The 25,821-nt window shown below is 48.2% G+C and carries 21 protein-coding genes and 1 pseudogene; 18 read left to right on the top strand and 4 right to left on the bottom strand.

From position 1 onward, the window contains the following. Positions 1-326 precede the first annotated feature (326 nt). From dnaK to HU143_RS19030, 4 genes are all read left to right on the top strand, one after another. Positions 327-2,243: a molecular chaperone DnaK gene (dnaK, locus tag HU143_RS19045; RefSeq protein WP_000516126.1), complete on the top strand. Its 1,917-nt coding sequence runs from the start codon at positions 327-329 to the stop codon at positions 2,241-2,243. 85 nt (positions 2,244-2,328) lie between these two features. Beyond that, positions 2,329-3,468 (top strand): molecular chaperone DnaJ, encoded by a 1,140-nt coding sequence (dnaJ, locus tag HU143_RS19040; RefSeq protein ID WP_195184458.1) that lies wholly within the window; start codon positions 2,329-2,331, stop codon positions 3,466-3,468. A 280-nt stretch (positions 3,469-3,748) separates the two neighbouring features. Continuing rightward, entirely contained in the window at positions 3,749-4,696 is a 948-nt protein-coding gene (locus HU143_RS19035) for a LysR family transcriptional regulator (RefSeq protein WP_000534910.1), read from the top strand. Positions 4,697-4,822: 126 nt separating this feature from the next. Beyond that, positions 4,823-5,167, top strand: a complete 345-nt coding sequence (locus HU143_RS19030; RefSeq protein ID WP_000026889.1) for a phage holin family protein — start codon at positions 4,823-4,825, stop codon at positions 5,165-5,167. Positions 5,168-5,227: 60 nt separating this feature from the next. On the opposite strand, the gene HU143_RS19025 is transcribed toward HU143_RS19030, so the two are convergent. Together HU143_RS19025 and HU143_RS19020 are read right to left on the bottom strand one after the other, a co-directional pair. Further along, on the bottom strand, positions 5,228-5,761 hold the full coding sequence (locus tag HU143_RS19025; RefSeq protein ID WP_001068132.1) for a glycoside hydrolase family 108 protein: 534 nt from the start codon (positions 5,759-5,761) through the stop codon (positions 5,228-5,230). 16 nt (positions 5,762-5,777) lie between these two features. Then, on the bottom strand, positions 5,778-6,221 hold the full coding sequence (locus tag HU143_RS19020) for a winged helix-turn-helix domain-containing protein (protein WP_000860682.1): 444 nt from the start codon (positions 6,219-6,221) through the stop codon (positions 5,778-5,780). 380 nt (positions 6,222-6,601) lie between these two features. On the opposite strand from HU143_RS19020, the gene HU143_RS19015 reads away from it, so the two are divergent. From HU143_RS19015 to HU143_RS18960, 12 genes are all read left to right on the top strand, one after another. Further along, entirely contained in the window at positions 6,602-8,695 is a 2,094-nt protein-coding gene (locus tag HU143_RS19015; RefSeq protein WP_023226887.1) for a glycosyl hydrolase family 18 protein, read from the top strand. A gap of 91 nt (positions 8,696-8,786) precedes the next feature. Then, positions 8,787-11,783 carry a hypothetical protein gene (locus HU143_RS19010; protein WP_023226886.1) on the top strand — a complete coding sequence of 999 codons (2,997 nt, stop codon included), beginning with the start codon at positions 8,787-8,789 and terminating at the stop codon, positions 11,781-11,783. Positions 11,784-12,063: 280 nt separating this feature from the next. Further along, entirely contained in the window at positions 12,064-12,768 is a 705-nt protein-coding gene (locus HU143_RS19005) for a winged helix-turn-helix transcriptional regulator (protein ID WP_001576712.1), read from the top strand. Between the two features lie 428 nt (positions 12,769-13,196). Further along, positions 13,197-13,739, top strand: coding sequence for a fimbrial protein BcfA (locus HU143_RS19000; protein WP_023226885.1), 543 nt, complete (start codon positions 13,197-13,199; stop codon positions 13,737-13,739). A 100-nt stretch (positions 13,740-13,839) separates the two neighbouring features. Continuing rightward, positions 13,840-14,526 carry a fimbrial biogenesis chaperone BcfB gene (gene bcfB, locus HU143_RS18995; RefSeq protein WP_000742551.1) on the top strand — a complete coding sequence of 229 codons (687 nt, stop codon included), beginning with the start codon at positions 13,840-13,842 and terminating at the stop codon, positions 14,524-14,526. 4 nt (positions 14,527-14,530) lie between these two features. Next, positions 14,531-17,152 carry a fimbrial usher BcfC gene (bcfC, locus tag HU143_RS18990; RefSeq protein ID WP_023226884.1) on the top strand — a complete coding sequence of 874 codons (2,622 nt, stop codon included), beginning with the start codon at positions 14,531-14,533 and terminating at the stop codon, positions 17,150-17,152. After that, positions 17,153-18,160, top strand: a complete 1,008-nt coding sequence (locus tag HU143_RS18985) for a fimbrial protein BcfD (protein WP_023226883.1) — start codon at positions 17,153-17,155, stop codon at positions 18,158-18,160. It begins immediately after the preceding gene. After that, the gene (locus HU143_RS18980) at positions 18,161-18,706 is read left to right on the top strand and encodes a fimbrial protein BcfE (protein WP_023226882.1); all 546 of its coding nucleotides are present in this window, start codon (positions 18,161-18,163) and stop codon (positions 18,704-18,706) included. Between the two features lie 15 nt (positions 18,707-18,721). After that, complete coding sequence (locus HU143_RS18975) at positions 18,722-19,240, top strand: fimbrial protein BcfF (protein WP_023226881.1); 519 nt, start codon at positions 18,722-18,724, stop codon at positions 19,238-19,240. Beyond that, positions 19,206-19,937 (top strand): fimbrial chaperone BcfG, encoded by a 732-nt coding sequence (gene bcfG / locus HU143_RS18970; protein ID WP_017466055.1) that lies wholly within the window; start codon positions 19,206-19,208, stop codon positions 19,935-19,937. Before HU143_RS18975 ends, bcfG begins: the two co-directional genes overlap by 35 nt. Before the next feature lie 63 nt (positions 19,938-20,000). Beyond that, positions 20,001-20,846 carry a DsbA family protein gene (locus HU143_RS18965; RefSeq protein WP_051129330.1) on the top strand — a complete coding sequence of 282 codons (846 nt, stop codon included), beginning with the start codon at positions 20,001-20,003 and terminating at the stop codon, positions 20,844-20,846. A 38-nt stretch (positions 20,847-20,884) separates the two neighbouring features. Next, positions 20,885-21,172 carry a hypothetical protein gene (locus HU143_RS18960; protein ID WP_000839833.1) on the top strand — a complete coding sequence of 96 codons (288 nt, stop codon included), beginning with the start codon at positions 20,885-20,887 and terminating at the stop codon, positions 21,170-21,172. Between the two features lie 99 nt (positions 21,173-21,271). Here HU143_RS18960 and HU143_RS18955 read toward each other — a convergent pair whose 3' ends face one another. Continuing rightward, positions 21,272-21,721, bottom strand: coding sequence for a winged helix-turn-helix domain-containing protein (locus HU143_RS18955; protein WP_001250363.1), 450 nt, complete (start codon positions 21,719-21,721; stop codon positions 21,272-21,274). A gap of 369 nt (positions 21,722-22,090) precedes the next feature. Here HU143_RS18955 and HU143_RS18950 point away from each other — a divergent pair. Further along, positions 22,091-23,094: pseudogene (locus tag HU143_RS18950) on the top strand (LysR family transcriptional regulator). 7 nt (positions 23,095-23,101) lie between these two features. Here HU143_RS18950 and HU143_RS18945 read toward each other — a convergent pair. Further along, on the bottom strand, positions 23,102-23,542 hold the full coding sequence (locus HU143_RS18945; protein WP_023226877.1) for a winged helix-turn-helix domain-containing protein: 441 nt from the start codon (positions 23,540-23,542) through the stop codon (positions 23,102-23,104). Positions 23,543-24,064: 522 nt separating this feature from the next. Here HU143_RS18945 and HU143_RS18940 point away from each other — a divergent pair. Beyond that, on the top strand, positions 24,065-25,783 hold the full coding sequence (locus HU143_RS18940) for an aryl-sulfate sulfotransferase (RefSeq protein ID WP_023226876.1): 1,719 nt from the start codon (positions 24,065-24,067) through the stop codon (positions 25,781-25,783). Positions 25,784-25,821: the final 38 nt, after the last annotated feature.

Here is a 25,821-nt window from a genome sequence, read left to right as displayed (position 1 = left end):
AATAAGCAATTACCGTCTATCATACTCTGCTCATGGCAACGATTCAGTTTTGTAATCTTTTCTTTTTATTACAATTTTTCTGTGAATGATATTCGTTTTTTAATTTATTTCATGAATATTTATCTGTCTGGTTTTCCATCGCGCCCTCTCGTCAATAAAAAATTTTTTCATCTCCCCCTTGATGACGTGGGTTACGACCCCATCTTGTAGTCAACCGCAGTGGTGAGTCTGAAAAAAAACGATTCAGGGTAGTTGAAACCGCACGTTTCGCCCTTATTACAGATTCACAACCACATGATGACCGAATTTTTAGTGGAGACGTTTAGATGGGTAAAATTATTGGTATCGACCTGGGTACTACCAACTCTTGTGTAGCGATTATGGATGGAACGCAGGCACGCGTGCTGGAGAACGCCGAGGGCGATCGCACTACGCCTTCTATCATTGCTTATACCCAGGATGGTGAAACTCTGGTTGGTCAGCCGGCTAAACGTCAGGCAGTGACAAACCCGCAAAACACCCTGTTTGCGATTAAACGCCTGATTGGCCGCCGCTTCCAGGACGAAGAAGTTCAACGTGACGTTTCTATCATGCCGTACAAAATCATCGGCGCCGACAACGGCGACGCATGGCTTGATGTGAAAGGTCAGAAAATGGCGCCGCCGCAGATTTCTGCCGAAGTGCTGAAGAAAATGAAGAAAACGGCTGAAGATTATCTGGGCGAACCGGTAACTGAAGCGGTTATCACCGTACCGGCTTACTTTAACGATGCGCAGCGTCAGGCAACCAAAGATGCTGGTCGAATCGCGGGGCTGGAAGTTAAACGTATCATCAACGAACCAACTGCCGCAGCGCTGGCTTACGGTCTGGATAAAGAAGTCGGCAACCGTACTATCGCGGTTTACGACCTCGGTGGTGGTACTTTCGATATCTCTATTATCGAAATCGACGAAGTTGATGGCGAAAAAACCTTTGAAGTTCTGGCAACCAACGGTGATACCCACCTGGGTGGTGAAGACTTCGATACCCGCCTGATCAACTACCTCGTTGACGAGTTTAAGAAAGATCAGGGCATTGACCTGCGTAACGATCCGCTGGCAATGCAGCGCCTGAAAGAAGCCGCAGAAAAAGCCAAAATCGAGCTGTCTTCTGCGCAGCAGACCGACGTGAACCTGCCGTACATTACCGCAGATGCCACCGGTCCGAAACACATGAACATCAAAGTGACTCGTGCGAAACTGGAAAGCCTGGTTGAAGATCTGGTGAACCGTTCTATCGAGCCGCTGAAAGTCGCACTGCAGGACGCTGGCCTGTCCGTGTCTGATATCAACGACGTGATCCTCGTCGGCGGTCAGACCCGTATGCCAATGGTGCAGAAAAAAGTGGCTGAATTCTTTGGTAAAGAGCCGCGTAAAGACGTTAACCCGGACGAAGCTGTGGCTATCGGCGCAGCGGTACAGGGCGGCGTGTTGACCGGTGATGTGAAAGACGTACTGCTGCTGGACGTTACCCCGCTGTCTCTGGGTATCGAAACGATGGGTGGCGTGATGACTCCGCTTATCACCAAAAACACCACCATCCCGACCAAGCACAGCCAGGTGTTCTCTACTGCGGAAGACAACCAGTCTGCGGTAACCATCCATGTGCTGCAGGGTGAGCGTAAACGTGCGTCTGATAACAAATCTCTGGGTCAGTTCAACCTGGATGGCATCAACCCGGCGCCGCGCGGTATGCCGCAGATCGAAGTCACCTTCGATATCGATGCTGACGGTATCCTGCACGTCTCCGCGAAAGACAAAAATAGCGGTAAAGAGCAGAAGATCACCATCAAGGCGTCTTCTGGTCTGAACGAGGAAGAAATTCAGAAAATGGTTCGCGATGCAGAAGCGAACGCTGAATCTGACCGTAAGTTCGAAGAGCTGGTTCAGACCCGTAACCAGGGCGACCATCTGCTGCACAGCACCCGTAAGCAGGTTGAAGAAGCAGGCGATAAACTGCCGGCTGATGACAAAACCGCTATCGAGTCTGCCCTGAGCGCGCTGGAAACTGCCCTGAAAGGCGAAGATAAAGCCGCTATCGAAGCGAAAATGCAGGAACTGGCGCAGGTTTCCCAGAAACTGATGGAAATCGCTCAGCAGCAACATGCGCAGCAGCAGGCTGGCTCCGCTGACGCTTCTGCAAACAACGCGAAAGATGACGACGTTGTCGACGCTGAGTTTGAAGAAGTAAAAGATAAAAAATAATCGCCCTTTGAACGGGTAATTACTGGCACGGGCGAAGAGGTTTCCTCTCCGCCCGTGTATGCATGTTAAGGGCAGATAAAAAGAGATGGCGAAAAGAGATTACTACGAGATTTTAGGCGTTTCCAAAACAGCGGAAGAGCGTGAAATCAAAAAGGCGTATAAGCGCCTGGCCATGAAATATCATCCGGACCGCAATCAGGGTGATAAAGAGGCCGAAGCTAAATTTAAAGAGATTAAAGAAGCCTATGAAGTGCTGACCGATGCGCAAAAACGCGCAGCCTACGATCAGTATGGTCACGCCGCGTTTGAACAAGGCGGTATGGGCGGCGGATTTGGCGGCGGCTTTAATGGCGGCGCTGATTTCAGTGATATCTTTGGTGACGTTTTTGGCGATATCTTTGGCGGCGGGCGTGGTCGCCAACGTGCGGCGCGTGGGGCTGATTTGCGTTATAATATGGATCTCACCCTGGAAGAAGCGGTGCGTGGCGTGACCAAAGAGATCCGTATTCCGACGCTGGAGGAGTGCGACGTTTGCCACGGCAGCGGCGCGAAAGCTGGCACGCAACCGCAAACCTGTCCGACCTGTCATGGTTCTGGTCAGGTACAGATGCGCCAGGGATTCTTTGCTGTACAGCAGACCTGCCCACACTGTCAGGGACGCGGTACGCTGATCAAAGATCCGTGCCATAAATGTCACGGTCATGGGCGTGTTGAAAAGAGTAAAACTCTGTCCGTTAAAATCCCGGCGGGCGTGGATACCGGCGATCGTATTCGTTTGGCAGGCGAGGGCGAAGCGGGCGAGCATGGCGCACCGGCAGGCGACTTGTATGTTCAGGTCCAGGTGAAACAACACCCTATTTTCGAGCGTGAAGGCAATAATCTTTATTGCGAAGTGCCGATCAACTTTGCGATGGCGGCGCTGGGCGGTGAAATTGAAGTGCCGACGTTAGATGGTCGCGTGATGCTGAAAGTACCGAGCGAAACACAAACGGGCAAGCTGTTCCGTATGCGCGGCAAAGGCGTGAAGTCCGTACGCGGTGGCGCGCAGGGTGATTTGCTGTGCCGTGTGGTGGTTGAAACGCCGGTCGGTCTGAGCGAAAAACAGAAGCAATTGCTAAAAGATCTTCAGGAAAGTTTTGGCGGCCCGACGGGAGAGAAAAACAGCCCGCGTTCAAAAAGCTTCTTTGACGGCGTGAAAAAATTCTTTGACGAATTGACTCGCTAATCTTTTTCCCGTTGTATTTTTCTTCAGCCCGGGTGTATATCCGGGCTTTTTTCTGCCTGTACGCGCCCAGGCTTCTGTTAAACGCATCGTATCCTCTCATTTGTTGATATTTTGTTTTTACTGATAAACAAATTGATGTTAATCAGCAGTTTTGTATACGCTTATTCTTTAAAAAAACGTGATGTGATGACATTAATGATTGCTTTTTTAGATGCTGTGAATTGATTTATCTTGAGTATTATCTATATTGCTTTTTTTAGTTTCCGGAGGCAGACAGCGAATGGGATCGAAAGGTGCCAACAAGAGCTTTGATTATAATTTAATCAAAATTCTTGACGCTGTTATTTTGTCAGGAAATGCGGCTATGGCGGCAAAAAAGTTAGGCATTACACCGGCTGCCGTTTCTCTGGCGTTAAAGCGCCTGCAGAGTTATTACCCGGAAGAACTGTTTAGCAGAGGGAAAGGCGGGCTCATCCCCACAGCTAAGGCTGTCGACATTCACCAAAATTTCAGTCAGGTGATGAAACTGGTGGATGACACATTTCTCTGTAATAGCAAAAAAGATGAAGCGTTCCAGATAACGTTATTAGGCAGTGATATTGTTGAAAGCTATTATCTTTCTCAGCTCTATAACAGCGATATATTTGACCGTATTTTGATAAATCATTTCACTGTCAGAAATATGAGTCGGGAGCATATCAGCGAACTTCTGTTTACTGCGCAAGGCGATCTGTTGATTAGTGCCGAACCTTTGCTGGAGTCCGGCATAGAGAATCAAATTATTGATAGTTTTAAATCATTTGTTTGTATCTGTAGCAGTAAACACATGCTGAGTACCCTCTCACAACTGTCGCTACATCATTTTTATTCTTCGCGTCATGCGTTATATCAGCCGGGGATGGGGGCTTCAGTGATATATCATGATAGCGAGTTATTTAAGGATGAGCTTTACTATACTGGCAGGCGTATTGTCGGCTATCGCAGTGATTCGATTAGCGGTTTGATGAGCATGATCGAACGAACCTCATTGATTGCATTGATGCCTTTGAAATTAGCGCTTTTTTATAAAAATCATCGTAAATATGACATTAAATTTATTCAGCCTCCGCCCGAACTGGCTTTGAAGTCAGTTCAGGTCTATGCATCCTGGAATAAAAATAGTAGAAATATATCGACGATTAATGAGATGGTAAGTATGTTACAAACGCTTTCCTCCTTCCGTCGCTAATACACCTCATTTTTACGCTTTGATTTAATATGGTTTTAAATGATGTGCTTTGATTTTTACCCTTCTGACAGGGCGCTTACACTCCTTGTGTTAATTATTCATTTATAATGATTTCGGAGTGTTAAAATGTCTATTCCCAACCATGTGTCGACAACGGAAGTTGTGCTATTGGAGCTAGAGATCTTACTCACTATTATTTCGATTGGCGCGTGGGGAGGCTTTGTCAGCTATCTTTTACGCAAAGATAAGACAGAATATAATAGTTCTCATGAAAGTATTAAATATTGCTTAACGCAGATCGTGATTTCCTGCTTCACCAGTTTCTTGTTAAGCGCGATTGCGATCGAAAAAGAATGCAGTTTCAACATTGTTCTGTTGGCGGCAGGCTTAGGCGGTGTTTTCGCGAGTCCGATCTTAAAGATTCTTGGGCGGCGGATTAAAAAAATTATCGAAGGTAATAATTCAGATTAATTATCATTTGCAGTATCAGGCTCATCCGTGAGCCTTTTACGCGTCTTTTTTCAGCCTGGTCTAGGTCACTCTATTCTTGATCCAGCCATAAATAAATTGTTCGTTATTGTGGTTTTTCTCAGCAACGTTTAAGTAGTACGTGCCCTGACTGCAATTGAGGGCTTTCACCAAAACGGCTTCCCCTTCCTGGCCTCGCCAGGCCAAATAATGTTCGAGAGCGGCAAGCGTCCGCGGGCCAATATTGCCATCCACATGAATATCCGGGTAGCGTTTACCTTCGTGATTAAAGACGTTCAACCAGCGTTGCAGCCACGCGCTGGGGTGGTAAGCGCCTATGTTGACTGCCGCATCGCACAGCTCGAAGGAGACTGGCCACGATAGCGTCGAGATGACGTCAAAACCTGGTTTTATCCAGTAATCCTCTTCGAGAATCGCGTAGGCTTCAGCGTGGGTCAGATCCCGCATATCGCCAGCATAGCCATGCGCTCGCGCCGTGGCTTCGGTAATGCCCCAATGGGTGGCGCCGCCTTTATCTTTAGGGTTAAATACGTAACCGCCTTCAAGCGCAATAATTCCATCTATAATTGGATTCATCTTCCCTTTCCTTCGCTTAGTGAATATGCAGATACATGAGAGAACCTAACGTTACTGAAAATACGGTCGTCAGGGCAGCGATGGTTTGCCGTACAATCTGTTTTTTTCTTCCCTTTGTTTCGCTATCCGTCGCGATAATGGTGATATCACTATTAACTTTGAGGCCTTGTCTTGGAATGGTAATAAAAAGATCGTTAATACCAAGCGCTTTAAGGTCACGTCTGATTAAATAGAGAATCTGCGTTAGATTTGCATCATTAACATAATGGCTTCGACTTCCCCATAACGCAGTGGTTATTTTTTGTCGCTCGATAATCTCCAGATGAGCATTCTCGATGATGAAACTGAGACATTTGGCTCTCATCGCAGTCATTTTAATAACCTGTGAATTTGAGACCGTCCTCAGTTCATATTTACCTTCATTGTAAATGCAATTGCTATTAATGATATAAGTTTTCATAACGTCTTCCTTTAGAAATGTACATCCTGGTTGTCTGTGGTGACTATATTGTATGAGAAATGTCTTAATCCAATAAATGTCACTGGTTTTATTGTATTGTCATTGTCTATAGCGAGTGTAATCACATTATTTCATTGTAATTAAATGATATTTAATTACATGATAAATGATATTTACTATGTTCTCACCAGAACGGAGTAAGCGGGCGCTGAGAGGTATTGTTTTCTCTTCGTTAGACGGTGTTGTTAACCTCATTTTTATGATTTTTATATCATCTAAAAAGATGATGTTTTGTGATTAGCTATTTTTTATGCCTGTAACGATTATGGACCCCGCAGAACGAGCTGCGACAATTTTGAAACGTAAAAGGAAATTTGAAAATGGCTACAAGCAAACTGATTCAAGGCGATACGATTACTGAAACTACCCATGCAGCGAATGGTTTTGACCCTGCAACAAGCGATGATAAAATAAGCTATACTTCCGCTCGTGTTGCGAAACCGGTATACAATAAATATAAAAATTCCACGACTAAACCGAAGGTATTTGGTTATTACACCGACTGGTCACAGTATGACAGCCGTCTGCAAGGCAATATGTCCCAACCGGGCCGTGGTTATGATTTAACCAAAGTTTCACCGACGGCTTATGACAAACTGATTTTTGGCTTTGTTGGCATCACCGGTTTCAGAAAAATTGATACAGAAGACCGCGATGTCGTAGCAGAAGCGGCAGCGCTGTGCGGCAAAGTGAAATATGAGCCGACCTTCCTCGACCCATGGGGCGACTTCCAGTCTTATATCAACCTCGGCTTTGATGTCAGCGGCTGGGATGTGGATCCGAAGACTGTAACTCAGTCTAACGCCAAGGGTCTGCTGGGCGCGCTGCGTGATATGCAGGCAAAAGCGAAAGCCGCAGGTCACACGCTGGCGCTCTCCATGAGTATCGGCGGCTGGAGCATGAGTAACGGGTTCCACGAAACCGCCGCTTCTGACTCTTCTCGTAAAATCTTCGCCAAAGGCGTGGTGAAACTGTTCAAACAGTTCCCGATGTTCAGCGAAGTGGATATTGACTGGGAATACCCGAACAATGAAGGGGCGGGCAACCCGTTTGGTCCGGAAGATGGCGCTAACTACGCGCTGCTGATTGCCGAACTGCGTAAACAGCTGGATTCCGCTGGTCTGAGCAATGTGAAGATCTCTATTGCCGCTTCTGCTGTCACTACTATTTTTGACTATGCGAAAGTAAAAGATCTGATGGCTGCCGGCCTGTACGGCATCAACCTGATGACCTATGACTTCTTCGGTACGCCGTGGGCGGAAACGCTGGGCCACCACACCAACCGCAAAGCGCTGGAAGAGGGCGGCTGGGCTGTCGAAACTATCGTTGATCACCTGCTGGCGGAAGGTTTCTCCGCTGACCGTATCAACATCGGTTATGCCGGCTATACCCGTAACGCTCGTCAGGTAGAAATTGAATCCCTGTCGCCGCTGAAAGGTTCTTACAACCCAGGTTCAGGCGATACTACCGGTTCCTTCGAATCCGGCACCAGCGAATGGTATGACGTCATTTATAGCTACCTGGATCTGGAAAACCAGAAAGGCCGTAACGGTTTCAACGTTTACACCGACCAGGTCGCTGACGCTGACTACCTGTATAGCCCGGAATCCAAACTGTTTTTATCCCTGGATACGCCGCGTACCGTCAAAGCAAAAGGCGAATATGCAGCGAAACTGGGCCTGGGCGGCGTGTTTACCTGGACTATCGATCAGGACAACGGCGTGCTGGTTAACGCCGTGCGTGAAGGTCTGGGTTATGAAATCGAATCTGAAGTTATCGATATGGAACCGTTCTACTTTGAAGGTATCAATGTAGAAAAAGATGACGAGCAGAGCGACAGCGACGACGCGCAGAAGGTCAACCACGCGCCGAAAGCGGCGATTGAACTGATGGTTGTAGGCGGATCTACGGTACAGCTGTCTGGCGCAGGTTCTTCTGATGAAGATAACGATGAGCTGTCCTTTAGCTGGGGCGTGCCTTCTCAAATCGATGTGGCAGACAAAACGGCAGAAATCATTGAGGTTGTAGTACCGGAAGTTAGCGAAAAAACAGCCTTTCAGTTCACCCTGTTTGTACGCGACTGCTACAACGAACCGTCCTCTCAACAGCGCTTTGTTCTGACGGCTGTGCCTGCGCTATCTCAGGTTCAACCGGAACCGGAAGAAGAGATTATCGTTCCTGTACCGGACGAGGAAGAAGATACCACGCCGGCTGAGGATGATACGCCAGCAGATGACAAAACGTCACCTTACGCGCAGTGGGATGCTTCTACCGTTTATGGCGCAAACTGGGGTTCTTTCGAAATCGTTAGCTGGAAAGGCCATAACTATCAGGTGAAATGGTGGTCTATGGGCAACCAGCCTGACCTGAACTGCGGTGTCGGCGGTGCATGGACCGATCTTGGCGCTTACTAATACACGGTATTAAGCCGATGTATTGGGCTTCATGATTCAAGCCCCGGTTTACCGGGGCTTTTCTCCACCAGGGACAGAGGAAGAGTAGACCATGACCATTTCCATTCACGCCAGCGCATTTGACGTCAACAGCTGGTATCAAAAAATCACCTTAACTTTCATCAATGAGAGCGGTAATGCGGTCGATATGAACCATGCCGCAATATCATTCACGGCTTCCGGGCACATCGATCCATGGGGAAATAGCGGCGGTACGCTCAAAGGGAACCTGCCGCTTACGCTGAATGAGAGTTCGTATGGCACGCTGGAAACTAACAACATCATCATTAATAACAGCGATGCATTACTTCTTCAGCCGGGCGAACGCGGGACGCTCTCTTTCAGCCTCGCGGCGACGCAGGTGCCGGTAAAAATGTCCGCCATCACCTTGACTCTGGCGTCATCGTCATCCGAAGACGCAGAGTCTGCAACCCCATCCGATCAGGAGACGCCAGCGATACCCGCCGCAGACGAACAACCCGCCGAACCCGATGTGCCGGAAAAGGACAATGACCTTCAGGAACACGGCATTACGCTTAACGTTAGCGAGTTGAATACCGCAAGTTGGTATCAACGCGTCACCTTTACGCTGACCAACCTCTACGCCCAGGCGGTAGATCTCAATCAGCTTCAACTGAATTTTACGGCCAGCGCGCACCCCGATCCCTACAGTCCGTTTCAGGGAACAATGCTGGGGAATCAGGCCGTGACGCTGGCCAGCGATGGGGGATGGCCCATCGAGAAGAATACCATCACCATTAATCATGACGGCGCGCTGATGCTGGCGGCGGGGGATACCGCCGAATTACAGTGCTATCTGGCCGCCACGCAGACGCCAGTTGCCATCAGCGATTTGAACGCGACGTTGGCTCATGATCCTGCCCGTCAGGGAAAAATTTGCGTTCATTTTCCTGCCATGACGCAGACCGTGGCGCTCAAACCGGTGATTGAGCTGCTGTTTCCTGCCGGCGAAACCCGGCGCTTTGTCGGTGAGTGGGGCGAGGTTCTGACAATAGGCGATCTTAGCGCAGGAACGTATCGGCTTACCGTACCGGTACTGGCGAATGATGAGATGCAAATCGCGCCAGTCGAGTCCTCTTTTACCGTTACGCCGCAATCCGGCGATGCCGCCGCGCAGGTCCAGGTATCCTGTCTGCCGATTGTCCGTTATGCCAGCGCGCGTCTGATGATTGACGCCCCTGCGCTTGGTAATGCGAAATTGACCGTTGAGATCGCCGATGTTACGCAAGCGGATGAGCGTACCGTCACGCTGATCGCCAACCAACCGCAGTTAATCACCCGGCTACTGGCGGGGCATCATTATACGGTCAATCTGCAGCCTGCGATGATTAATAACCGCTTTATAGCGGCACCCATACAGCTTACGGGTTTTATCCCTGCTTCGGCGCAGGTTGCCGAGGTTGCTGTCGCTTACCAACAGTCAGCGCTCGACACGGCGAGTTTCGTGACGGTGGATGCCACTATACTGGGTCTGCCAGATGGCGTCGCGCCGCAGCGTTATCTGTTCAGTAGCGGTAAATATCAATACTCATTAATGCTGGAGAGCGGCAGCGATCGGCAGACGTTGGCATTACGCTTTGCGCCCGGGCTGTATGATGTTCAGACGGACGATATTTTCATCGACAGCGTGCCGTGGCGTTGTGAACAGGCCGGGCCGCTACGGTTGTTGCAAAAGGTCAACCATGTGGCGCTGGAGTTTCTGCCCGGCGTGACGCTACAGGTAAAAGGTTGGCCTGATTACCTTGCTCATGGCGGCGTGACGGTTAACGCGCCAGAGACGGTTTCTCTTTATCGCGATATACCGTTTAGCGCGTTGTTTAAATACGATGGTTTTGACGGCGGCGGCGATCCGGTTCCGGCCGCGGAGGTTGACGTGAACGGGGATGGTTTTCTGGATTACGCGACGTTACCGATCCATAAAACCGTTGCGCTGGTGCGCCAGATAGAAAAAGAAGCCGGGCGTAGCGTCATGCCGGTAATGGTCATTTATACCGCGAATGCCAGCGGCGGTAGCGCGCTGGCGGATTTACAGGATGTGCAAAAGCTACGTAACCATTTTGGTAACTTTATTACCCAGTGCCTGGCGGCGCAGTCATACAAAGATGAGACGCATCCTGTCCCGGCCACCTTTGTGCTTAACCCGGATTTTCTGGGTGCGCTACAGCAAGGACCGTATGGCTACACCGTAGTACGGCAAAAAAACAGTGTGCCGGTGAATGCCCAACTGGCGGCGGCGATACAAGCATTACCGGCGATGGCTGGCTTTATCGCGCCTTCGTTGCCGACGTTTAGCGACGATCTCTACGGTTATATTCAGGCGGTGAACTATCTTGTTCGTCAGTTTGCCCAGGATGTGGCTTTTGGCTGGCAGACGAATGTCTGGGCGACAGGAACGGCGGACTGGGTGCTTCGCGATACCGCTGATCCGGTAGCTGAAGGGCAGGCGATCGCCGGATTTATTCATGAACTGGGCGTTTATAGCGGAGAATATGCGCCGGACTTTATTGCGTTTGATAAATTTGAGCGTGACTGTTTCAGTCCTGATGCGCTTGCCCACTATGGCTGGAATGCGACATGCTGGCTTAATTACCTGGCGATGGTAAAACAGGTGACGAAAGCGCTGCTGACGCCCGCCATGCTGTGGCAAATCCCTGGCGGCCATATGCCTACAGTAGAAGAGGGCGTCAGCAAAATCAGCGCTGCGCACTTTGCATCCGGCGGAACCTTTTTTATGGGTGACGCCCGCATTGGCAGCGATCCTGACACGCTCTCTTTGCAGCTACTCAATACGGCCTTAAATAGCGCGACTTACGGCGTCCCGACCGTCGGCGACTTTTTACGTAAAGATAAAGGGTATGACTGGGGCCAGATGCAGGCGCTGAATCTACCGGACTTTAACGTCTTTTCGATCTTATGGGGCGGTGGTTCTACTATCAGTATTACGACAATCCATTCTAACGGTGAAGACGGCGGCTGGCTGGCGGATAAAATGGTAGAGTATTATGCTGCCCCTCGCTATTTTAGATAATATCACTGCTTATTTGCATTAATCTGGACTATTAGTTTGAGATTCGAAGGCGCGTTCTTTCGAATCTCTTTTCCTGCGCCCCCTGACCTCTCATTCTTTATGCGTAATTCGTTATTAATTTTCTGTAATCAATTTGTATTAAGAATCGTCTTAATCTTAAAAATATTGCGTATTAGTGCGTTGTGAATACAGAAATACTGCATAGCGATGTTATTTATTATTAATTTAAGTACTTTTTGAGAGGTTATACTGTGGCGCTACATTGAGTAGACAACCGTTAATGAAAAAAATGATGAACGACGCTTTTGCTAAAGATAATAATGAGAATTTATTACACTCTTTTCTTTTTTCTCAGCAGGCTAAACCTCACGCGGCGATTGATGCCTTATTTTCGGCCTTGTTGCCATTTGGTCAACCGTTTACGCTGGGTATCGGCGATGAGTTTTATTTACAGGCCAATGATGAACACTACATTGTATTACTGGAGTCAGGAATTGTTTCTTTCTGTCGTGATGACAACCGACTCCATATATCTTCATCGTTTGCGCCATCGGTCGTGGGTATGGTTGACAGCTATGGCGCTACCTATAACGTTCCCGCGCGCCCGGAACACTTTTTGCTCGCAGAAACGGTTTGTACCGGTAGATTTGTTCGCCTGCCGGATTTTATAAAAATCGCCGATGAATGCGATTTGTGGCACGACGTGGCCCGTTGTCTGGCTTACCGTCTGATGGTGATGAGCGCGCGCGATCGTGAATTAGTCGGCGTCGATTCTTATCTGAAAGTTCGGGCGCTGCTGATTGAAATCTGGGCTTATCCACAGGCCTACCGGGAAAACATTATCGTATTGAATTTTATTCAACGGCGTACCGGGATATCGCGCAGTCGGACTATGAAGATTCTGTCTGAACTAAAAAAAGGCGGGTATATCCATATTGATAATGGGCGGCTGGCGGCGCTCGGAAAACTGCCAGTGGCGTATTAATGCACTATACGCAACGATATATTTACATATCTCGACTGAATTTGCCTGGTATCGTTAATAGAATGTTTTATTGAAAGCTGTTACGCAGGTTATTTTTAAAAAGTCAACATGGCTAAAGAGGATAGACCGAATGACTGGTGTAAAGTTAATATAAAACAACAGGTTATATCTAGTCCTTTAAAACCAAATGTCGATGATTGCAACTTGCCGTTGGCTTGTTAATAATTAATAACATCGTTATCTCATTATAACGTAAAGATAAACTCACGACGTTGAGTGGCTGTTTTATTGCTTCTGACATTTATATCAGAACAAGAAGACACTTTTTTCGCATAAGAAAAAGTCGTGATATTGCTGTGAAGAAATATCAGCAGCCGTTTCGTTAAAAAATCTGATTACCCTCATTTTTATATTTAAAAGGAGCTTGAATGAAAAAGCCTGTACTAGCATTAATGGTCTCTGCCATTGCCTTTGGCGGAATGTTGTCCACCGCGCAAGCGGATACTACAACCGTCACTGGCGGTACGGTAAATTTTGTCGGACAGGTCGTTGACGCCGCCTGTTCTGTTTCCGCTGGCTCTGTCGATCAGACCGTGACATTAGGCCAGGTTCGCGCCAGTAAATTAACCGAGGCCGGTATGGCGGCGAATCAAAAAGAAGATTTCACCATTAAACTGGAAGACTGCGATACTCAGACCAGCCAGAATGCGGCGGTGATTTTTAATGGCCAGCAGGACGCAAACCAGCCGGGGTCGCTGGCGAATACCGCTGGGGCAGGTTCGGCGACGAATGTGGCACTACAACTTTATGGACCGGATGGCCAGGCGCTGAATATCGGTGAATCGTCCAGTACTGTTACTTTGAACGATGGCGAAAACGTTATTCCGCTTAGCGTGGATTATATCGCTACCGGTACGGCGACTGCCGGTAATGTTACCGCGACGGCGACATTTAGCATGGTTTATTCCTGATTCCTTATCGGGATTTTTTTCTCGTCTGTTGGGAGGCGAGAAAGGGGCGTTACGCGCGTCACTGCGCGTAACAAACCGACGGCATCAGGATATTACACAGATGAAAAAAAACGTACCGATTTTCCTTCGATTATTGCTACTACTGTCGGCGGCCGGCCTGTCGTTTGCCGCGCAGGCGGGAGGCATTGCGCTGGGCGCGACCAGGGTGATTTATCCGCAGGGAAGTAAGCAAACCTCCTTGCCGATTATTAATTCTTCTGCCAGCAATGTTTTTTTAATCCAGTCATGGGTCGCCAATGCCGATGGTTCACGCTCGACGGATTTTATCATTACGCCGCCTCTCTTTGTGATCCAGCCTAAAAAAGAAAATATATTACGTATTATGTATGTCGGGCCGTCATTACCGACCGATCGCGAAAGCGTGTTTTATTTAAACAGTAAAGCGATACCCTCTGTCGATAAAAATAAACTGACCGGCAACTCCCTGCAAATTGCGACGCAAAGCGTGATTAAGCTATTTATTCGCCCGAAAAATCTGGCGGAGGCGCCAGCTCATGCCCCGTCGACGCTTCGCTGCCGTAACGAGCGCGGCCAGCTAACGATTACTAACCCTTCGCCGTACTACGTTTCGATGGTTGAACTGTACAGCGCGGGGAAAAAACTGCCGAATACTATGGTACCGCCGAAAGGCGCGATCACTCTCCCGGCGACGCCTGGCCAGGTATCTTTGCGCACGGTAAACGATTTTGGCGCAACGACGCCAGCACGCGTTTGTCCAGCTTCATGATGTTATGCGTAATCAGCTTTTCATGACGCGATATTACTCCAGCGTAGCTAAACCCGTATTAACCCCGCTGGCGTTGGCTATCGCACTGGCGCCTGCGCCGGGGTGGGCGGAAAACTATTTCAACCCGGCATTTCTGTCTGACGACCCGTCTGCGGTGGCCGACTTATCGACCTTTTCCCGTAATGCCCAGGCGGCGGGAATGTATCGCGTTGACGTTTACCTGAACAATACGTTTCTCGCGACCAGAGACATTGCCTTCCAGGCGGTGAAGACGACGGGAAAAAGCGCGCCCACCGATGACAGCGGATTACGAGCCTGCCTGACGCCTGAAATGCTTAAAAATATGGGGGTAAACACCGGGGCATTTCCACTGTTGGCGAAGGCGGCGGCGGGAAGTTGCCCGGATCTCGCCAGTGCGATACCGGCCGCCCGGACCCGCTTTGATTTTGCGCAGCAACGTCTCGACATTAGCATCCCGCAGGCGGCGATGGTTGCCAGCGCCAGAGGCTATATCCCACCGAAATACTGGGATGAAGGTATTAACGCGTTGCTATTGAATTACACCTTTACCGGCGCGAATAGTCAGGATCGGAGCCCTGGCGGCAGTGCGGAGAACAGCTATTTTCTTGGATTGAATAGCGGCCTTAATCTGGGGGCCTGGCGGTTACGCGACTACTCCACATGGAACGCGAATAGCGGCGATCAGAATAGCGACAGCGACTGGCAGCACATCAGTACTTATCTGGAACGTGATGTGGTCTTTTTGCAGGGAGAACTGACGGCAGGCGATAGTTATACCCCCTCCGCATTATTCGACAGCCTTCCTTTTCGCGGGCTACAACTGGCGTCTGACGACAATATGTTGCCAGACAGCATGAAGGGCTTCGCGCCGACCATTCACGGCATTGCCAGAAGCAACGCGCAAGTGACCATTCGGCAAAACGGCTACATCATCAATCAGCGCTATGTGCCGCCCGGGGCATTTACTATTAATGATCTCTATCCTACCGCCGCCAGCGGCGATTTGACTGTGGAAGTCAAAGAGTCCGACGGTTCTATTAATCGCTATAACGTGCCCTATTCCGCCGTGCCGATTCTACAACGAGAAGGGCGGTTGAAGTATGCGGCGACGGTGGCGGAGTATCGCAGCGAGAGTAGTCAAAAAGAGAAGGTGAAATTCAGTCAGGCGACCTTGATATGGGGGTTACCGCATGGTTTTACGCTGTATGGCGGAACACAACTTTCCAGTCATTATCACGCGCTGGCGATCGGCAGCGGCGCAAATCTGGGCGACTGGGGCGCGGTGTCGCTGGATGTCACCCAGGCTACCAGTACGCTGGCGGATAATAACACCTACCAGGGGCAATCGCTGCGTTTCCTGTATGCCAAATCGCTTGCACAGTCAGGAACCAATTTACAGCTTATGGGCTATCGCTATTCAACCTCGGGCTTTTACACGTTGGATGATACCACGTGGAAACGGATGAGCGGCTATGACGATGACAATCGGACTGACAGCGATAAAAGCAGGCCGGAATGGGCGGATTATTACAACCTTTATTACACCAGGAGGGGGAAAGTACAACTCGATATCAATCAACAGCTAGGCGGGTTGGGATCGCTTTTTATTACCGGCAGCCAGCAAAGTTACTGGCACACTGATGAAAAGGATTCTTTGTTGCAGGTGGGATACAGCGATACGCTGGCGGGTATTGCATGGAGCGTTTCTTACAACAATAACAAATCCGCAGGCGATGCGGAGCGCGATCAAATTTTCGCCCTGAATATCTCGGTGCCGCTAAGTCAATGGCTGCAACACGATGATGAGGTCACGCACCATCACAATGTTTACGCTACCTTTAGCACCAGTACGGACAAACAGCATAACGTTACGCAGAATGCGGGCCTTAGCGGCACACTACTGGACGAAAACAATCTTAGTTACAACATACAGCAAGGCTATCAGAATCACGGTATTGGCGAAAGCGGCGCCGCCAGCCTGGAATACGATGGCGCGAAAGGCAATGCCAACATTGGCTATAACGTTAGCGATAACGGCGATTACCAGCAGGTGAATTATGGCCTGAGCGGCGGCCTGGTGGCGCACGCGCATGGAGTGACGCTAAGCCAGCCGTTAGGCAATACCAATATTTTGATTGCCGCGCCGGGCGCAGCCAACGTCGGCGTTGTCGACCAGCCGGGTATTCATACGGACGCGCGTGGCTATGCGGTGGTGCCGTATGCGACGACATATCGCCAAAACCGTATGGCGCTGGACGTTAACGCCATGGCTGATGATGTCGATATTGATGACGCGGTGACTCGCGTTGTGCCGACCGAAGGCGCGCTGGTTCTGGCCAGATTTAAAGCGCGAGTCGGCGCGCGTGCCCTGGTAACGCTGAATCATAACGGTAAGCCTGTACCCTTTGGCGCAACGGTGACGGTGAATGATCGCCATGCGGAGGCGATTGTTGACGAGGCCGGGGAGGTCTATCTTTCCGGGTTGTCAGCGCAAGGCGTTCTGCACGTTCGCTGGGGGAACCTACCGGATCAACAGTGCGTCGCGTCCTATCATCTCTCTTCCTCCCGTCAGATTCTGAGTCGACAACATGCGGAGTGTCATTAAATGAAAATACCTCTTTTATTTGCTCTGCTGGCGGGAAGTGTCGTATCGCAGTACGCCTTCGCAGACGTGTGTAAAAACGTTAACGGTGTACCTTCCAGTATTAATTACGATTTAACGACCACTCTGACGGCAGAACAAAACCAGGTGGGAAAGACGGTTCAACTGGAAAAAAGCCAGGAAGTTAATGTACAGGCGGTGTGTCCCGCCGGCGCGTCGACCTATAGCCAGACTTATCGCTCCTATGTGTCGCCATATCCGGTCGTAGAAACGAGCGGTAACTGGAAATATTTAAAGCTGGACCCGGACTACCTTGAAGGCGGAATGCGAATTGAGGATTCTTCGGCGGGCGATATCTATCCGCCAATGAACAATGTCCTGATGGGATATGATGAAAATGTGAAAGCGGGTCAACCGTTTTACGTTCGTGACTCAAATCTGGAGTTTCAGCTCAAAATTGTTAAACCGTTCGTCGGCACGGTGAATATTAGTCCTAAGACTATGTTCAATGTTTATGTCATGACCGCCGCAGGCGATCCGCTGACAGATGTCGTGTACAGCATTCTTTATAGTGGAACGGTGACCGTACCGCAAAGCTGCGAAATCAACGCCGGACAAACGATTCTGGTGAATTTCGGCGCATTATACAGCGGCAATTTCAACCATGCAGGCCAAAAGCCGGAGGGGGTACGAGCGAAAAAATTCAGCGTACCGGTAAAGTGCAGCGGCCTGGATTCGCAGGTCAATTTAACAATGCGTCTTATCGCTACGCCGGATAGCCACTTTCCCCAGGCTATCGCTTCGGATAATGCCGATGTCGGTGTAGTGGTCGAAACCGATGAAGGAAACGCGCTTATCCCCAATGATGTACAGAGCGTCGCGCCTTTTACCACCGATAGCGCCGGACGCGCTAACATCACATTGCAGGCCTACCCGGTGAGTACAACAGGTGAAACGCCAGCGGAAGGGGCGTTTACCGCCCTGGCCAGCCTGCGAGTGGACTTTGACTAAATGAACAGATCACACTGCGCTCTTTTTGTCATGGGACTAATGCTGTGTCCACAAATCAATGCCAGCGCTGACGACCTCGCTTATAACCTCGAATTTACCGGCACTATTGTGGCGCAAACCTGCGACATAGATATCTCCAGCCTCAGTCAAAGTATTGATTTAGGACAGTTTGCGGTTGGCGACTTTCCTTCGACAGGAACAACGACAAAATTTAAGCCCTTTAATATCAACCTCAAAAATTGTTCCCGAGGAATTGCCGGGGCGAAGATCTGGTTTACCGGCGAACCCGATCCGGACAATCCCGCGCTACTGGCGATAACCGACACCGGGATGGGAAGCGGAAACATGTTAGCAAGCGGGGTTGGGGTGGAAATTCTGAATGATGATCAGGATACCATCAGTATCAATAATGCCGACTCGGTGGTCTATCCGTTGAAAGCCGGACGCAACACGCTGTCTTTTTATATTCGCTATAAATCGACCCGGCCGACGGTCACGTCCGGGAACGCGACGGCGGTCATGTATTTCGATATGCAGTATGAATGAGGAGCCATCGTAATTATGCGTAACGATATCCTGTACGGCATCGGGATGCTGCTGGCGGCATCCGGCGTCCAGGCGCACGATGGCCGGGTCTATGTTTCCGGAACCATCACGGACAATACGTGTTCGCTCTCTCCAGGCTCGGAAAATATTAACGTGGCGATGGGCGCGGTTTCTCAACGGCAGTTTTATCGCGCGGGCGACGGTTCCGCCTGGCAACCTTTTGCTATCGATTTACAGAACTGCGGCAGCACTGCCAGCGGCGTAACGGTCAGTTTTAGCGGTGCAGGGGATAGCCGTAATACGGATTTATTGGCGCTTACCGCAGGGGAAAGCGACGCTTCAGGCATTGGGGTTGCGCTTTATGATCAAAATAAAACTTTAATCCCACTGGGGCAGGAGAGTGATGTGGTGACGCTCAGTCCGGGCCAGGCGTCGGCGCATCTGCAATTTTACGCGCGTTATCTTGCCGATGGCGGCACGGTAACGCCCGGGGACGCCAATGCCTCCGCAACCTTCATTCTTGCCTATGAATAAGTTCTTTTTACGCTGCGCGATATATTGGTGCTTGCTTCCCATATCATGGGCGCAGGCTGGCGTGGTAATTGGCGGCACTCGCTTTATCTATCATGCGGGCGCCCCGGCATTAAGCGTACCGGTAAGTAACCATTCAGAAGCGTCCTGGTTAATTGATACGCATATTTTACCAGGCGGCCGCTGGCCAGGAACCAAAAACGAAGGGAATATCATGCCCTTCGTGGTCACGCCGCCATTATTTATGCTTTCAGCGCGCCAGGAAAACTCAATGCGGGTGGTTTATACCGGTGGACCGCTACCCGCCGACAGGGAAAGTCTGTTTACCTTGAGTATCGCCGCTATTCCCTCCGGTAAACCGGAAGCGAACCGTGTACAAATGGCGTTTCGTTCGGCTTTAAAATTGCTCTATCGCCCTGAGGGACTCGCCGGCAATCCGCAGCAGGCCTACCGGCATCTGATCTGGTCGCTTACCCCCGATGGCGCGACGGTACGCAATCCGACACCCTATTACGTTACGCTCTTTTTATTACGCGCTAACGAGCGCGCCCAGGACAACGCCGGGGTCGTGGCTCCCTTTGCAACGCGTCAAACGGACTGGTGCCGGCACACGGTTCGCTGCACTGTGCGCTGGCAAAGTATTAATGACTATGGGCGGGTAATGCCAGCGCAAACCGTGGATCTGACGCGTATTCATTAACTTTTTTTCAGGCGTCTCCCGATAGCGGGAGGCTTTCCGAACTTATCGAACGAGACTTTTATTATGTATTATCACGCGTTAAAACTTTCCCGATTGGCGATGTTGACGTTGGCAGGCGTTGCCGTATCCGCCTCGGCAATCGCCGCCGATTCTGCCCCGACGTCGCAAATTGGCCCGATGGCGGAAGCCTACATCGTCAGTCATCCGGATAAAGTGGGAGAGGTGGTGGCAACGTATTTGGCCGAACATCCGGAATTTTTGGTCGCCGCCAGCGAGACGTTGCATCAGCGTCAGCAGATTGCGCAACAACAGGCGTATGTTCAACTGGCATTACAGTATCGTGCTGAGTTGCTCAGTAGCAGCAGTCCTTCCGTTGGGCCCAACGAGGCAAAAGCGGCGGTGGTGATGTTCTTTGATTACCAGTGCTCGTGGTGCAGCAAAATGGCGCCTGTGGTCGAAAACCTGATTAAGGCGAACCCGGATACCCGGTTTATTTTCAAAGAGTTTCCTATTTTTTCCTCCCGCTGGCCGGTATCCGGACTGGCGGCCAGAGTCGGCGAAAAGGTATGGCTTACACAGGGCGGGGCGAAATATCTCGACTGGCATAATGCGCTTTATGCCACAGGGAAGGTGGAAGGCGCGTTAACGGAACACGATGTCTACACCCTGGCGCAACATTATCTAACGCCGACGCAGCTGGCCGCCGTAAAAGAAGCGCAAAGCAGCGGTGCAGTACATGATGCGCTCCTCACTAACCAGGCACTGGCGCAGCATATGGACTTTAGCGGCACGCCTGCTTTTGTCGTCATGCCTCAGACGCAAAACGGTGATGTAAAACGGGTGACCGTGATCCCGGGAAGCACGACTCAGGATATGTTGCAAATGGCGATTCAGAAAGCGAAGGGGTGATATTCGCTCAGAGGAGAACGCACAGGAGTGAAAGTAAAATGAAGTCTATGCGTTGCGTCATACCGGTGATTTTACTTTCCTTTATCGTTCATGAAGGGACAGCGAAACCGACCGCTCAGATTCATTTTATGGGATCGGTTGTTGAGGCAGGCTGCTGGAATGACGTGGGAACCTTAGAAATTCAATGCCATAATAAAGAGGGAGTTGAACGTTATATTATTGTCGAGAATATTATCACGCCGATATCGTCTCCTCATGCAACGGTAAAACGAGATTATTTGGATGAAGATAAGCAATTAACAGTGCTACGCATTGTCTATGACTGAACCGCGTAGCAGACCGCAGATGGTGTCCCGTCAGTGTCGTGTGAGGATATTATGAAAAATGTTCTCACCTTCCCGGGACACGGTCTACAGACTTTATCTTCAGATAAACGGCGCTAAAAAGAAAAGCACGATCAATAAAAAAAGAGTGGGAATACCAATGGATATAATTTTATTACATCGGTGAGTATGATATTGAATAGCTTGTGGCGGTATGTCAGCAGCGTCAATGATAAATCTTTCATCGATTTTTATCCCCTGCCTGGGGAGCGTAACAAACAGTTCGAAAAGCCCGATTTGTTGTAAATCTCGTCGCAGCAGATAAAGAAGTTGCGTCAAATTAGCATCGCTAACAAATTGACTTCGCTCTCCCCAAACTGCGTGTGAAATCATCTCCCGCGTAATCAGTTTCTTGTAGGCATTTTCAAAAAGATAGCTTAAACAACGCGCACGCATTAGCGTCACCTTTAGCACTTTTTTATCATGTAATGATATTATTTCTCTTAACGACTCATTATAAATAAATTCGTTATTAATAGTATATTGTCTCATGAATTCACTCCGTTTTGATATTCATAAGGTACGTTTCACACTGTCAGTGTGTTCACTGGCGGTAAAGTACTCCTTACATCAGTACGGATAAGCGTAGAGAACCGCAAAGAAATAAGAGAATCATTTGTGATTAAATAGGATAATATTATGTTTTTTTACTTTTTTATAAAGTGTGCCAGATGTTTTTGATGTTTTTTATAAAATAGCATCATGTGTTTTTATTTCACACAGGCTGAAATGATATCAATAAAATTATAATTTAATAACAAACAGATAGAGGAAATGATTTACTTATTGAAATAAGTGTGGTGCAAGGTTAATCTGCGCCTTAAATGATGGTGCCAGATTATACCAGCCAGGATAACCTATATGCGGCCAATAAAAAATGCTAAAAAAATTGACTACAATCTGATCAAAGTGTTCGATACGGTTATTACTGAAGGAAATGCAACCAGGGCGGCGAGGAAACTGGATGTCACGCCTGCGGCGATCTCTCAGGCTCTTCTTCGTTTACAAAATCTTTATGGCGAAGAGTTATTTATCAGAACCCGCAAAGGATTAGTTCCGTCCAGCAAAGGTAAATCGCTTCACCAGGTATTTCGCCAGGCAATTGAATCTATAGAAAGCACACTGTGCGATAAAACAGATGCTCAGGAGAGTAATGAACTCATTGTTCTGGGAAGTGATATCACTGAAAATTACTATTTTCCAGCATTGCTGGATACTGTGTTGATGAATCGATATATTATTAAACACTATGCGATTAAAAAACAGGGGAATACTCACCAGCCTCCATGCTGACGCATGGCTATGCGGATGTCATCATGGGAATTCTGGAAATTAAGAATGAGATGATCGAAAGTTATCTTATTGATAATTTATCTGATTTTGTTTGTGTTTGTGGTGAAAAAAGTCCATTGGTTGGGCTTGAAAAAATTTCTTTATATAATTTTTATGCTGCCAGACATGCTGTCTATCATTCAGATATGTTCTCTTCTTTCACCGCTGATAGCATTGATTTATTCAAGAGCAGTACGCCTTATGCGGGGCGCAGGGAAATAGGTTATTATAGTGATTCACTATTTGGAGTTATCGGTGTTGTTGAAAAAAGCGATATGGTTGCGATTTTGCCAGGAAAGATTGCTACTTATTTTAGAGATGTGCGGCGTTATAATATAAAAATACTACGTATGCCTGATGAAATGATTTTTCGTACGTTACCCGTTTATGCTTATCTGGCTACAAACAGCACCCATTATAAAAATGTCAAAAAACTGATATCAACATTTCAGTCGACCTTTCTTTTTAGCCAGGAAAAGCAGCCTGACGCTTTGGTTGAAGGAAGCACATCCTTATGCGATTTGTCGGCTTAATATCAAATTATCGTATTAAATAAATAACCATTATGACCATGGTCAGTAAAGCGAAAAATAATGCCATATATTTATACTCTTCTTTTTTTAAAGAAGAGGGGAGGCAGCTTTTGTTTTCATTGCTGATAATAATGTTAGCATCTACTTTAATACCAGTTCGAGGCACCGTGGAAAAAAACTGGCTCAGGCCAAAGCCTTTAAGGTCGCGCCGCAGTAGATATAATATCTGGGTCAGGTTGGCGTCGCTGATAAATTGACTTCTTTCCCCCCAAAGTTCATTAGAGAGTTGTTTTTTATAAATAATCTCTTGTTGTGCATGATTCAGCATATATTCCAGACATTTTATGCGCATTGCGGCAATTTTTATCATCTTTCCCGTTTTTATGTTTTTTAGCTCATTGGTCTTATCATTGTAAGTGTGCGTGCTGTTAATTAAATAAATAGTCATGATGTTATTTAATGGGTTTAATTGGGGTAGCGATAATAATATGCATATTAAATTTGTGGATCAACTGGTGTGATTGTAATAGCGTCTTTTTTCCAGAGAAAATCGTATCGTGTCACAAAAATGATGGTTTTTTAGAAAAACTAAAATTTTATTTTTAGTCGCTCTAAAAATAAAATGATAGTAGTGTTAATTTTTATCAGTAGATTGATATGCTTTGATTGATTTATTGTTGACATAAAATAATTTGAATTATGGCGCAAGGCCTATGCCAACCATAAAAAAGGTATAGGCTATTGGTCACAATGCATTAATGCTACATAATTGTTATGCTTTTATAGTAGCGCCAGGGAAATAAAATCTTCGGACGATAAAGAATAGTTTTAGTCTGGGTGTTATTTTATGGATATTTTATTTTAAATTATTAAACCGATTTCTCTTGTTGACGTAGGGTTATTTGCTAAGCAACGGGCTGGCTTGTTGTGGCCGCTCGTTGTCTATATCTGAATTAATAAGGAGAAACGTATGAATAAGAAAAATTCGTCAATGGTTAACTTGCCCGCACCGCGTGAGCCGATTAACCAGAAAATCGATACCAATAACGCACTGGTGTTAAACCATAACGCCATATATGAACAACGATTAGCGGAGATCACGCAATCTAATACCTGTGACAAGGCCATTGTCACCGTAAATCCCTACGGGACCGCCCCGTTGAGTCTCTATCTGGGGGTTTGGATGGATGAAGCTGCCGCGCTTGAGATCAATGTTGTTGATAGCGAAGCGACGACAGAGGAAGTGCGTTATCAATATGATGTACATCCGGGCGCTAACCTTATTCCTGTGTGTGGGATGGTATCCGCGGTGAATAATCAGATTACCCTACGCCTTGCCTCGCAAATTGTCGGGCAATATACAGTAATGACAGACGCATTACCGCCCACGGATTCGGCTAACGTGAGCCTCGGCTTCCCCATTATTAGCGTCTCCTGTCCTGCGCAGCAGGCCTCGCTGATGGAGGAAGGGCTTTATTTCTCTACTTATTTTGATCGGTATAATCTGGCTTTTGATCATAACGGGATTGTCCGGTGGTATGTCAGTCAGGATATCCCATCTTATAATTTTGTCAGAATGGATAACGGCCATTTCCTGGCGACGTCACAGGGAATAAACCATTGTCTGAATATGTATGAATTTGACATTATGGGACGGGTTTATACGGTTTATCTTCTCGACAATGAGTTCCATCACTCCATTCTTCCCATTGAGAACAATCTGGCAGTTGCGCCTTCAGAATATAGCAATGGACGGCCAGATGGTTACTCAACCGGGAAAGATGGCGTTTCTATTATTAACTTATCTACCGGACTTGAAGTCGCCTATTACGATATGCTGTATGTGATGGATTATTCCAGATCGCCGCGTCCTTCCGGAAGCGCGCCAGGTCAGGACGTATCAATGGATGACTGGCTGCATATCAACCAAAGCTATATTAATGAACCCAACAATTTGCTGATTTGTTCCGGTCGGCATCAGAGCGCGATTTTTGGCGTAAATGTGGATTCCGGCGAACTGCGCTTTATTATGGCGAACCATGAGGATTGGTCTGACGAATTCAAGCAATACTTATTAACCCCTGTCGATGATGATGGTGTCCCGCTGTACGATCTTACCTCGCCGGGAGGGATTGATGCGGCAGATAAGAATTTCTGGACCTGGGGGCAGCATAATATTGTTGAAATTCCAAATGATGAGCCTGGTATCCTGGAGTTTATGGTCTTTGATAATGGTAACTATCGTTCACGCGAAGATGCGAAAAGTCTGTTGCCGCTCGATAACTTCAGCCGGGTGGTGCAGTTTAAAATAAACCTAAATACGATGACCGTAACGCGTCCGTATGAGTATGGTAAAACGGAAGTCGGGAACCGGGGCTATAGCAGTTTTGTGAGCGCTAAGCATTTATTGACTAATGGTCACCTGGTTATTCACTTCGGCGCGACGACGGTTGATGAGTTTGAACATACCATTACCGCGCAACCAGGTTCCAGCGATCTTGTCGATCCGGATGAAGGGCAACAGGCGTTAGGTCGACTGGTATTACAAGAAATCAATAAAGAGACGAAAGAGGTCTTATTCGAAGCGATGGTGACGTCGGGCTATTTCAAGAACGAAGAGACGAATGGCACGAATTATCGTTATGATATTTCTGCATTTCGGGTATACAAAATGCCGCTGTTTGCATAACTAAGTATGTTATGCGGCCGGTTATCGACCGCATAACA

The organism is Salmonella sp. SJTUF14076, from assembly GCF_015534835.1.
GTDB classification, from domain to species: Bacteria; Pseudomonadota; Gammaproteobacteria; order Enterobacterales; family Enterobacteriaceae; genus Salmonella; species Salmonella enterica.
This window is presented reverse-complemented; position numbering and strand designations above follow the sequence as displayed.

Bases quoted from the DNA above. Each gene is read 5' to 3' on its own strand.
- bcfC (WP_023226884.1), top strand. From the start codon at position 14,531: ATGCGTAATCAGCTTTTCATGACGCGATATTACTCCAGCGTAGCTAAA.
- HU143_RS18945 (WP_023226877.1), bottom strand. From the start codon at position 23,542: ATGACTATTTATTTAATTAACAGCACGCACACTTACAATGATAAGACC.
- HU143_RS19030 (WP_000026889.1), top strand. From the start codon at position 4,823: ATGTCTATTCCCAACCATGTGTCGACAACGGAAGTTGTGCTATTGGAG.
- HU143_RS19015 (WP_023226887.1), top strand. From the start codon at position 6,602: ATGGCTACAAGCAAACTGATTCAAGGCGATACGATTACTGAAACTACC.
- HU143_RS19005 (WP_001576712.1), top strand. From the start codon at position 12,064: ATGAAAAAAATGATGAACGACGCTTTTGCTAAAGATAATAATGAGAAT.
- HU143_RS19000 (WP_023226885.1), top strand. From the start codon at position 13,197: ATGAAAAAGCCTGTACTAGCATTAATGGTCTCTGCCATTGCCTTTGGC.
- HU143_RS19025 (WP_001068132.1), bottom strand. From the start codon at position 5,761: ATGAATCCAATTATAGATGGAATTATTGCGCTTGAAGGCGGTTACGTA.
- HU143_RS18965 (WP_051129330.1), top strand. From the start codon at position 20,001: ATGTATTATCACGCGTTAAAACTTTCCCGATTGGCGATGTTGACGTTG.
- dnaK (WP_000516126.1), top strand. From the start codon at position 327: ATGGGTAAAATTATTGGTATCGACCTGGGTACTACCAACTCTTGTGTA.
- HU143_RS18960 (WP_000839833.1), top strand. From the start codon at position 20,885: ATGAAGTCTATGCGTTGCGTCATACCGGTGATTTTACTTTCCTTTATC.
- bcfB (WP_000742551.1), top strand. From the start codon at position 13,840: ATGAAAAAAAACGTACCGATTTTCCTTCGATTATTGCTACTACTGTCG.
- HU143_RS19035 (WP_000534910.1), top strand. From the start codon at position 3,749: ATGGGATCGAAAGGTGCCAACAAGAGCTTTGATTATAATTTAATCAAA.
- bcfG (WP_017466055.1), top strand. From the start codon at position 19,206: ATGCCTCCGCAACCTTCATTCTTGCCTATGAATAAGTTCTTTTTACGC.
- HU143_RS18955 (WP_001250363.1), bottom strand. From the start codon at position 21,721: ATGAGACAATATACTATTAATAACGAATTTATTTATAATGAGTCGTTA.
- HU143_RS18985 (WP_023226883.1), top strand. From the start codon at position 17,153: ATGAAAATACCTCTTTTATTTGCTCTGCTGGCGGGAAGTGTCGTATCG.
- dnaJ (WP_195184458.1), top strand. From the start codon at position 2,329: ATGGCGAAAAGAGATTACTACGAGATTTTAGGCGTTTCCAAAACAGCG.
- HU143_RS19020 (WP_000860682.1), bottom strand. From the start codon at position 6,221: ATGAAAACTTATATCATTAATAGCAATTGCATTTACAATGAAGGTAAA.
- HU143_RS18980 (WP_023226882.1), top strand. From the start codon at position 18,161: ATGAACAGATCACACTGCGCTCTTTTTGTCATGGGACTAATGCTGTGT.
- HU143_RS19010 (WP_023226886.1), top strand. From the start codon at position 8,787: ATGACCATTTCCATTCACGCCAGCGCATTTGACGTCAACAGCTGGTAT.
- HU143_RS18940 (WP_023226876.1), top strand. From the start codon at position 24,065: ATGAATAAGAAAAATTCGTCAATGGTTAACTTGCCCGCACCGCGTGAG.
- HU143_RS18975 (WP_023226881.1), top strand. From the start codon at position 18,722: ATGCGTAACGATATCCTGTACGGCATCGGGATGCTGCTGGCGGCATCC.